Here is a 10,451-nt window from a genome sequence, read left to right as displayed (position 1 = left end):
CTAGGACGCCGGCGGCCCTCGCCGGGCAGCGCCAGCGAATCAGCTTCAGCACGGTTCGCGCCGCAAACGGCTCGCCTGTCGCCGTTCGCCGCGCTCCCGCCAATGGGCAGTGGTGCCCAACGCTCTACTGGACGGTCGTTCGGTCACCGAACGGACATAAGGACAAGGATCAGCAGTGAGAACTTCATCAGCAGCACGAACTGACGGACTCGCAGGGACCACCAGGCGGCGATGGCGACCGGTCACGGCCATGGTCATCGCTGCCTCGGCCGCGGCCACCATGGTCGGAGGAGCGCCCGTCGTCGCCGCCCCCTCGGCACCAGCCCCCTCGACCCTCGAAGCGAACTCAGTCGCCTTGGATGGGTTCGCCGCCGCGTTCGCCGAGCCATCGAACGACGTGCTGCCCACGGCGCGGTACTGGGTGGCATCAGGAACCGGTGATCCGGCATTCGTCGCCGACGACATCCGGGCAATGGCTCACAACGGGATCGGCAGCGCCACCTACGACGACCTCGTCCTTGCCCAGGTCTACGACCCCAGGAAGTCGTTCGGCACCCCGGCCTGGAGCGACAAGCTACGCACGGCCCTGCGTACCGCCAACGAGGAAGACCTACGCCTCGACCTGCTCATCTCGCCGGGATGGTCGGCCAGTTCGGACCGCGTCAAGCCTGACGACCCGGGCGCTTCCAAGGTGCTCGGTCACGGACGCAGCACCGTTCTGACGGCCGGGGCCAACTTCTCCGGACAGCTGCCGTTGTCGACACTCGCTGCCGGAGCCACCAAGCGTCGCCTGCAGGGCGTGATCGGGGTGCGCTGCGACGCCACCTGCGACGGCACCCCGACCCGACTGATCCGCTCATCTGTCGTCGACCTCACCGACGCGGTCACCGGGACCAGCGTCGACGAATCGGGAGTCGGCCTGTCGCTGAACTGGACAGTGCCCGCCGAGCCGGCCGACGGGAAGTGGCTGGTGTTGGCCTTCTGGTCCCAGGGCAACGCATTGAAGCCCACCGCATCCATCGACGGCGTCATGCGCAACGCCTACCAGGTCGACCACTACAGCCGCGCTGGCACCAAGGCACTCATCGACCCGTGGGAGGAGCAGGTCCTCGACCCCGACCTCCGCTCCTTGCTCCGCGCCAACGGCGGCTCGATGTGGCTCGACTCGGTGGAACTGCACGACACCAACTGGACCGACTCCTTCATGTCGGCCTACCGCGACCGCACGGGGCGCTCCTACGTCGCCGGACTTCCCACGGTCCGCACCAATGGGGCCGGCACGTTCGTCTACGACGACGACTCCACCGAGCAGTACCGCTCGGAATGGACGCGTCAGCTAACCGACATGCACCTCCACAACCACCTCGACGTGCTGAAGCGCTGGTCGCACTCGCTCGGCATGAAGCTGCGCTACCAGTCGTACTTCACGATCGGTCCGGCCGAGTCGGTGATCGCCGACGAAGCGTGGTCCACACTCGATGTACTCGACGCCGAAGCAGCCGACTCGCGTGCTGTGGCCGCGGTGGGCGCGATGACGGGCAAGAACGTCAACAGCACCGAGTGCTGCGCCTTCCTCGACTTCGGCAACGACTCCTGGCGCCAGCGGTGGAGCGACATGCTCTACCGCATCAACGAGAGCTTCTCCACCGGGGCCAACGCCGTCGAGTACCACGGCTACTCACAAACCCACGGCGGCGGCGAGCTCAACTTCGGCATCATTCCCGGGGCCACCAACGCGTGGCCCGGGTGGAACCCCTTCGTCCCCATTACAGGGATCGGCGACTCGTGGGACACCCGCCAACCGGCGTGGGAGGACCAAGGCGGCATCAACACCTACGTCGGACGCAACCAGCTCGTGCTGCGTCAAGGCGACCTGCGCTCCGACTTCGCCGTCTACACCCGGGCCAGCAAGGGCGACGGCAACGGGTCGATCACCGACCCCGCGGTTGCCGCGCGCGGCTACAGCTGGGGCTACATGTCCGACCAGTTCGTCGACGCAGCGAGCCTCGAGGACGGAGTCCTGTTCCCCGACGGTCCCCGGTATCGCGGGCTCGTGCTGGACCGCACGCAGCGGATGCCGGTGGACACCGCCCGCAAGATCGCCCAGCTGGCACATCGAGGCCTGCCCCTCGTCATCCTCGGCGACGCCCCGTCGCTTCCAGTGGAGGCGCCGGACAACCCGGATGCTGCCGGCCAGGTACAGGCGGCGTTCGACAGCCTCGACGGCCTGCCGAACGTCACCCGGGTGGCTGGCGAGACCGTCGACGTGCAGAAGGAGCTGCCCGCGGCGTTGGCCGGCCTCGGCATCACTCCCCTGACGCAGCCGTCGGACCCCGCGCCGATCCAGACCATCACCCGCCGCGCGGACGGAACGTCGTTCGTGTTCGTCCTCAACACCGACCGGACCGAAGCGGTCGAGACCGACCTCACGATCACGGGTCGGGGTCGGCCGTACGCGTTGGACGCCTGGACCGGCGCCGTCACTCCCGTGCCCGTCTACCGAAGCGGCGCTGAGGGTGTGAGCGTCCCGCTGCGCCTTGCCCCCGGTGCGACAGCGGTGTATGCCGTCACGACCGACGAGGCGGCCCTCGGCGTGCAGCCGCTCGTGCCGGCGCTCTCGGCCGCGGACTCGGACGTGGTCGTGAAGGACGGCAAGCCGGTGCTCCGAGCCACGACGAGCGGCACCTACAGCGCGACGACGCAGGACGGCGAGACCCTCAGCGCCCACGTGACCTCCGTCCCGGCCCCGATCGCACCGAAGGCGTGGGAACTCCAGGTCGAGTCGTGGGAGAAGCCGACCACCGGCGTCGACACCGCGAAGCGCGACCTGCCTCCCGTCGCCCTGCGCACGGCTGACGACGGACGGCTGCCCTCGTGGCGCTCCATCAGCGCGCCGGTCGACCTGCGAGAGATCTCGGGCCTCGGCACCTACCGCACATCGGTTGACCTCGGCGCCGACTGGTCGCCTGACCACGGCGCCTACCTAGACCTCGGCCCGAATTTCCAGACTTACAGCGTCACCGTCAACGGGCACCAGCTCTCGGGGGAGGACCAGACCGACACCACGCGACTGGACCTCGGCTACCTGAAGCCCGGGATGAATGAGCTCACCGTGAGGGTGTCGACCACGATGCGCAATGCGATCATCAACCAGTCGCCCACTCAGGCCGGCGGTTCCGGCACCGCCCGTCAGGACTACGGGCTCCGCGGTCCGGTCGTCGTGCGGCCCTACGTGGACGTCGCACTCACCCGGCCCTCGACGACCCCGCCTGCCAGCCACACCCCGACGGTCACCCCGCCCACTCCGCAGGCCTCGGCAGGCGGCAAGCTGATGGCGAAGATCGCCACCAAGGTGGTTAAGCCTCTCGAGGTCGGCGTGAAGCGCAAGCTCCGAGTGACGCTTCGGGCTCGCGGCGTGGTTCCGTCCGGCACTGTGAAGATCCGAGTCAAGGGCGCCGGGGAGCGGAAGGTGTACACGAGGACACTCTCCGCTCGAGGCAGGACGAAGGTCTGGCTCCCCAGGTTCCAGCGAACGGGCGGCGTCAAGGTCCGCTTCACCTACCAGGGTGACGCTCGCGTGGAGGCCCAGAGGAAGACGATCGCGTTCAAAGTCGTGCAACGTCGCGTAGTTCGGTGACGTTGTCGTAAATGAGAGGAGGTCGTCGGTGGTGACGCCGGCGGCCTCCTCGGTCTGATCCTCGACGCGTAGCGCGTTTAGGAATTGAGGAAGAACCAGATGGACCGGACAGAGCTCTGCGACTTCGACATCACGCTCCTGCGTTACTTGGCCCAGGGGATGAGCGCTAGTCAGATCGCCGCGAACGCAGGGGGGTCTCCTCGACAGATGCAGCGACACGTGCAGGCACCTTCGCGACCGCCTTGGGGCCACTACGAACATCCACGCCGTCGCGATTGCCGTTCGTCGATCCATGATCTGAGTGACTCGTACCGGTCCGCAAACAGTCCGCAAGACGTCCGGCGGGAGCCCACGGTCGCCAACCTGGGCCAACGGGCTTGCAACGCATTTTCGCAGGTCAGACGGGATGTTCAGACATTGGTCAACGATGACCGCCACCGGTCACAACCCGCGTGATCGTTCCGCTTCAACGTCTGACGGTTTGACGTTTCCGCAGGTCAGGGCACGTCCGTGGGCGGCATGCCTGTGCCGCCCCACCCATCGGGCGGCGCCCGGAGTCCCGCTAGGCCGAGTGCGCGCCGGCCAGGTTGAGCGCAACCACGCCGACGATGATCATGCCCAGCGAGCTGACCGTGACCCAGTTCCAGTCGTCGCCCAGCCACACGACGCCGATGACGGCCACCAGTGCCGTGCCCACGCCCGCCCAGACGGCGTACGCGGTGGACACGGGAATGTCGCGGACCACCAGGGACAAGAGCCAGATCGACGCGGCGTAGCCGGCGATGACCAGGAGGCTCCACCCGGGGCTGCGGAAGCCCTGCGTCCGCGGCAGGCTCGCCGTCGCGGCAACTTCTGTCGCGATCGCAACAGCCAGGAGTCCCAGTGCGGCCCACATGTCGAATCTCCCATCTAGGTGTAGCAGCTGCTACAGGCCAAGTGTAGCGACTGCTACAGTCGTGGCGTGCCGACCGCTCCTCGAGCTGCCTCTGCGCCTGAGGCACGCCAGCGGTGGGCGGAGCTGGCAACCGACTACGTCGTCGAGCACGGCCTGATCGGTCTCAGCCTGAGACCGCTCGCCGCCGCCCTGGGCACGAGCGACCGCATGCTCATCTACCGCTTCGGCAACAAGGACGCCCTCGTCGCCGAGATCCTGCGGACGTCCAACGCCCGGGCGACGAGCTACGTCGTCCGTCTGCCGCGGTCCGCCGATGCCGGCGCTGCGGTGGCGGACCTGTGGGCCGCCGTTTCGCAACCCGATGTCGATGGTTGCCACCGGTTGTACGTCGAGGCTGCCGCCCTCGGTCTGTTCGGTCGGGAGCCGTACGCCACCGTCGTCCGGGAGACGAATGAGGTGTGGCGAGCAGCAGTCGTCGACCACCTCCGTCGTTCGGGCCTCGAGGAAGCACCCGCCCGACGGGTGGCGACGCTGATCGACGCGGCCTTCGTGGGCCTTCGGCTGGACCTGCCACTGGACGACGCAACCGGAGCCGGCGATGTCCGAAGGGCTGTGACCGATCTTGCCTCAGCGGCCAACTGGCTGGGGGAGGGGGCCTCCGCGGTCCCGTGAGCCACGTGCCTGCGCCACTCGACGAGCCGTGTGCTGGCATCGTTCAGGTCGACACGCACAGTCGAGGGGCGCGGAGGGCGGCAGTGGAACGCAGGCAGCTGGAGTTCTTCCTTGCCATCGCCGAGGCGGGAAGCTTCACACGGGCGTCGAAGGTTCTGCACATCGCCCAGCCGTCCCTCTCCCACTCGATGCGCACGCTCGAGACCGAGCTCGGGTCGCCGCTGTTCGAGAGGCACGGTCGTGGCGTGAGGCTCACCTCCGCCGGTGAGGCGCTGGTCGCGCCGGCCCGCCGCGCGGTGCGTTCCTTCGGGATCGCGGCGAGCGCCGTGCGGGGGGTCGCCGAGGGCGACTCCGGGATGCTCCGCATCGTCTCCAGCACGTCGTGGGCGGTGCACCCGCTCGTGGGCCTGATCGGGGAGTTCCGGCGGTTGCGACCGCAGGTGCGGTTCGAGGTGACGGACCCAGCGGCGCGCTCCGTGGTGCTCGACCAAGTGCGTTCCGGCGATGTCGACTTCGGGCTGGTGGACGGGCCGCCCGCCACGGGCGCGCTCGCGAGCCTGGCGCTGGCTGAACAGCAGCTGCTCGCCGTGCTCCCGCCAGGTCGCGGTCAGTCGCTCACCACGAGCATCGACGAGCTGCTCGAGCACGGGCTCATCGGCACCCCGCGTGGCACCGCTCTCCGCGACCTCCTCGACGCCCAGCTGGAGGGCGCCGGGCAGTCGACCGACGTGATGGTCGAGACGGCTCATGTCGCCTCCGTCGTGCCTCTGGTCCTGTCCGGCGCAGGGGCAGCGGTGCTTCCCGAGGGGATGGCTGCGGACGCCGCGACCAAGGGCGCGCGGGTCGCGCGCCTGGAGCCCGAGAGCCGCGCGACCGTCTCGCTCGTGTGGCACGCGGGGACCTTGGAGGGCCCGGCCACGGACTTCCTCGGCCTCGTCCGGGAGCACCAGGCGGATCAGGCCCTCTGACCTGACTCCTAGCCGTCGGCCCGGGTCGACGATGCCATCAGCCATAGAGCTTGTCTATGGCTGTCGCTCACATCCCGTCTGGCTCCGGTCGTGAAACGGTTGGATTGCGGACATGTGTAAGTCTATCGTTTCACTCATATATTGATCGATGTGCAACGAGGAGCCACCCATGACCCACCGCACCCCCATCCGCCGCGGCGCACGCCTCGCGGTCGTCGCGACCTTCGGCCTCAGCGCGGTGCTCACCGGCTGCGCCTCGGACAGTGACAGCGGCGACGACGGCTTCGCCAGCAGCTCGTCCGGTGGCGGAACCGACTCCGTCGTGTTCGCCGAGCAGCCGTGGGTCGACCTCCAGGTGGAGAACGAGATCGCCGTGCAGGTCCTCGAGGAGCTCGGCTACGACGCTTCGATCAAGAAGAACCTCTCGGTCGAGAATGCTGCCTCCGCCCTCGGCACCGGTGATCTCGACGCCTACCTCGGCAACTGGTGGCCCTCGCAGGAGCCCACGTTCGGGGAGCTCATCGATGGAGGGGACGTCGACGTGGTGTCGACGATCGTCACCGGCACCGAGTACGCCCCGGCCGTCCCCGGCGACGTCGCCGAGGAGCTGGACGTGAAGTCGCTCGCCGACCTCGACGAGCACGCCGACGAGTTCGGCCGCAAGATCTACGGCATCGAGGCCGGATCACCGGGCAACGAGACCATCCAGGCCGCCATCGACGCCGACGCCTACGGCCTGGGCGACTGGGAGCTGGTCGCCAGTGGTACTCCGGCGATGCTGGCCCAGGTCTCGAAGTCGCAGAAGTCGGGCGGGCCGATCGTGTTCCTCGCCTGGAGCCCGCACTGGATGACCGTCGAGTTCGACACGGTCTTCCTCGAGGACCCGGAGAAGGTGTGGGGCGGCGCAGGCGAGATCCGCACCGTCACCCGCGCGGGCTTCGCCGACGAGAACCCCGAGATCAACGAGTTCCTCGGCAACCTGACCTTCACCACCGACCAGGCCGGCGAGTTCTACTACGCCCACGACAAGGAGGGCCAGGAGCTGTCCGACATCGCCGCCGCCTGGATCGAGGCCAACCCGGACGTCGTCGCCTCCTTCCTCGAGGGCGTCGACGACGCGGACGGCGAGCCCGCTGCCGAGGCGTTCGCCTCATGAGCGCCGAGCACCCGGCCATCGAGGGCCGCGGCCTCTCCAAGGTCTACGGCCTCGGTGATCGGCAGGCCGCCCGGGCCCTCGCCACCGACGACCCGGCTGCCGCCGTCAGCGAGGCCGGCGGCTACCTCGGGGCGAGTGACGTCAGCTTCACCGTCAGCAAGGGCGAGATGTTCGTCGTGATGGGGCTCTCCGGCTCCGGCAAGTCCACCGTGCTCCGCATGATCAACCGGCTCAACGAACCCACCGCCGGTGCGCTGCTGATCGACGGCGAGGACATCACCCAGGTGAGCGACGCCCGCCTGCGCGAGGTCCGGAACAACAAGATCGGCATGGTCTTCCAGCACTTCTCGCTGTTCCCGCACCGCACGGTCCGCGACAACGCGGCGTACGGCCTCAAGGTCCGGGGGATGGGCAAGGCGGAGCGTCGCGACCGGGCCGACGCGGCCCTCGCGCGGGTCGGCCTGGGCGATCGCGGCGACAAGCTCCCGCACGAGCTCTCGGGCGGCATGCGGCAGCGCGTCGGGCTCGCCCGGGCTCTTGCCGTCGACCCACCGGTCCTGCTGATGGACGAGCCGTTCTCGGCCCTCGACCCGTTGATCCGCCGCGACATGCAGGACCTGCTCCTCGAACTCCAGGCCGAGGACCGTCGCACGACCGTCTTCGTGACCCACGACCTCAACGAGGCGATGCGGATCGGCGACCAGGTGATGGTGATGCGACAGGGTCGGGTCGTCCAGTGCGCCCCGGGCGCTGAGATCGTCGCGCACCCCGCGGACGAGTACGTCAGCGAGTTCGTGGCGGACGTCGACCGGGCACGCGTGCTCACGGCGCACGACCTCGTACGTCCCGCCAAGCTCGTCTTCACCGTCGACGAGCGTCCTGACTCGGCGCTGCGCCGCCTCGGTGACAACGAGGCCCAGGGCGCGTACGTCCTCGGCCCGGACGAGCGGCTGCTGGGCGTGGTCACGGACGCAGCCCTCCTCGCGGCCGTCAACCGCGGAGACGTCGACCTGTCGACGTCGTTGTCGCAGGACTTCCACACCGTGGAGCCCTCTGCGCACATCGGCGACTTCATGCACCGGGCGGGTCGACAGGTCGTCCCGGTGACGGTGGTCGACGGGCACGGCCGACTCAGCGGCGTCGTGCCGCGCGCGACGATCCTGTCCTCGCTCTCGACCGCACCTGCGCAGAAGCGCGAGCGCGACGGACGCCGGTTGGAGGTGGCCGCCAGTGCCTGACGTGAACATCGGTGAACGCGGCGAGAGCGTCATCGACTACATGACCGAGCACCTCGGCGGCTTCTTCGACCTGCTGAAGGAGATCCTGAACTTCGCCCTCCGGTCCGTCTACGACGTCCTGACCGCCCTCAGCCCGGTGGCGATGGTGGTCGTCCTGGTCGTCATCGCGCTGCTCGCGACGCGCCGGGTGCTGCTGTCGCTCGGACTCGGTCTGGGCCTGCTGCTCATCCAGTCGATGGACCTCTGGCCGGAGACGATGCAGACCATGTCGTCGGTGGTCGTCGCGACCGTAGTTGCCCTGCTCATCGGCATCCCGCTGGGGATCTGGTCGGCGTTCAACCCGGTCGTGCGCAGCGTGCTGCGGCCGGTGCTGGACCTGATGCAGACGCTTCCCGTGTTCGTCTACCTGCTGCCGACGATCCTCTTCTTCGGCGTCGGTGACGCTCCGGGTCTCGTGGCGACCATCGTCTTCTCCGTGCCACCGGCCGTCCGGCTCACCCAGCTGGGCATCAACCAGGTCGACAGCGAGACGGTCGAGGCAGCCGTGGCCTTCGGGGCCTCGCGCCGTGAGGTGCTCCGTGAGGTGCAGCTCCCGCTTGCGATGCCGTCGATCATGACCGGCGTCAACCAGGTGATCATGCTCGCCCTGTCGATGGTGGTCGTCGCCGGCCTCGTCGGCGGCGCGGGCCTGGGTGGTGTCGTGGTCAACGCCGTGCAGGGACTCCAGATCGCCGCGTCGATCGAGGGTGGGCTCGCCGTCGTCGTCATCGCCGTCTACCTCGACCGCGTCACGGCCGCCCTCGGCGGACAGGGCCGGGCGAACCCCACCTGGTGGCCTCGTCGCCGCGTGATCCCCACCCCCGCCCCGGCGACGGCCGAGCCCGTCGCCGCTAGGTGAACCCCTCCCACGAAAGGACCAGCCCCATGACCGCGACCCTCGACCCCCTCACCATCACCGTCCAGCAGCTCGGTGGACGGATCGGCGCCCGCATCGACGGCGTACGTCTCGGCGGCGACCTGCCCGACACCACGGTCGCGACGATCCGCGGCGCGCTGCTCCGGCACAAGGTCGTCTTCTTCCGCGGTCAGGACCACCTCGACGAGACCAGCCACCAGGCGTTCGCGGAGACCTTCGGCCCGCTCACGTCGGCGCACCCGACCGTGAACACGGGAAGTGGCCGCGTCTTCAAGGTGACGGCCGACAAGGGCATGGCCGCCAACGCCTGGCACACCGACGTCACCTTCGTCGACCGGGTGCCGGCGATCAGCGTGCTGCGCGCCGTGCACCTGCCGCCCTACGGAGGCAACACCGTGTGGGCCAACACCGTGGCGGCGTACGACGCGCTGCCGGCGCCGCTGCAGGCGCTGGTCGACGACCTGTGGGCGGTGCACACCAACAGCTACGACTACGCGCAGCGCGACGAGGAGTCCGAGGAGCCCGACGCGAACTACACGCGGGCGGACTTCGCCTCACAGGTCTTCGAGACCGAGCACCCGGTCGTACGCGTGCACCCCGAGACCGGTGAGCGCTCGCTGGTGCTGGGCCACTTCGTGAAGGCCTTCACCGGCCTCAACAACGCCGAGTCGATCGCGCTCTTCACGCTGCTGCAGAACCGCATCACCCGGCTCGAGAACACGATCCGCTGGACGTGGCAGCCGGGCGACGTCGCGGTCTGGGACAACCGGGCCACGCAGCACTACGCGGTCGCCGACTTCGGCACCGAGTACCGCGAGATGGCCCGTATCACGGTCGCCGGCGACGTCCCGGTCAGCATCGACGGGCGGCCGAGCCGGGTCGTCCGAGGCAACGCCGAGGCGTACTCCCGACTCGACGAGCTGATCAGCTGACCGCTTCTCGTCGTCGGCGCCCGCTGGTCCGCCACCG

General features: G+C 69.0%; 8 protein-coding genes. 7 read left to right on the top strand and 1 reads right to left on the bottom strand.

Annotation, left to right across the window (positions count from 1 at the left end):
- Positions 1-250 precede the first annotated feature (250 nt).
- Positions 251-3,637: a glycosyl hydrolase gene (locus AC3A3L_RS11725; RefSeq protein ID WP_487640204.1), complete on the top strand. Its 3,387-nt coding sequence runs from the start codon at positions 251-253 to the stop codon at positions 3,635-3,637.
- Between the two features lie 562 nt (positions 3,638-4,199).
- On the opposite strand, the gene AC3A3L_RS11720 is transcribed toward AC3A3L_RS11725, so the two are convergent.
- Positions 4,200-4,532, bottom strand: coding sequence for a DMT family transporter (locus tag AC3A3L_RS11720; protein WP_487640203.1), 333 nt, complete (start codon positions 4,530-4,532; stop codon positions 4,200-4,202).
- A 66-nt stretch (positions 4,533-4,598) separates the two neighbouring features.
- Between AC3A3L_RS11720 and AC3A3L_RS11715 the strand changes: the two genes are divergently transcribed.
- The 6 genes from AC3A3L_RS11715 (at position 4,599) to AC3A3L_RS11690 (ending at position 10,414) form a co-directional block, all read left to right on the top strand.
- Positions 4,599-5,204 (top strand): TetR/AcrR family transcriptional regulator, encoded by a 606-nt coding sequence (locus AC3A3L_RS11715; protein WP_487640202.1) that lies wholly within the window; start codon positions 4,599-4,601, stop codon positions 5,202-5,204.
- Entirely contained in the window at positions 5,201-6,172 is a 972-nt protein-coding gene (locus AC3A3L_RS11710) for a LysR family transcriptional regulator (RefSeq protein ID WP_487640201.1), read from the top strand. The genes AC3A3L_RS11715 and AC3A3L_RS11710 overlap by 4 nt, the downstream gene beginning before the upstream one ends.
- Before the next feature lie 169 nt (positions 6,173-6,341).
- Entirely contained in the window at positions 6,342-7,328 is a 987-nt protein-coding gene (locus AC3A3L_RS11705; protein ID WP_487640200.1) for an ABC transporter substrate-binding protein, read from the top strand.
- Positions 7,325-8,566: a quaternary amine ABC transporter ATP-binding protein gene (locus AC3A3L_RS11700; RefSeq protein ID WP_487640199.1), complete on the top strand. Its 1,242-nt coding sequence runs from the start codon at positions 7,325-7,327 to the stop codon at positions 8,564-8,566. The genes AC3A3L_RS11705 and AC3A3L_RS11700 overlap by 4 nt, the downstream gene beginning before the upstream one ends.
- On the top strand, positions 8,559-9,464 hold the full coding sequence (locus AC3A3L_RS11695) for an ABC transporter permease (protein ID WP_487640198.1): 906 nt from the start codon (positions 8,559-8,561) through the stop codon (positions 9,462-9,464). Before AC3A3L_RS11700 ends, AC3A3L_RS11695 begins: the two co-directional genes overlap by 8 nt.
- Before the next feature lie 26 nt (positions 9,465-9,490).
- Positions 9,491-10,414, top strand: a complete 924-nt coding sequence (locus tag AC3A3L_RS11690) for a TauD/TfdA dioxygenase family protein (protein WP_487640197.1) — start codon at positions 9,491-9,493, stop codon at positions 10,412-10,414.
- Positions 10,415-10,451: the final 37 nt, after the last annotated feature.

It is taken from the genome of Nocardioides sp. Soil_C_8 (genome assembly GCF_057656315.1).
The sequence above is the reverse complement of the archived record's forward strand: the minus strand, read 5'-3'. Positions and strand labels throughout refer to the sequence as shown.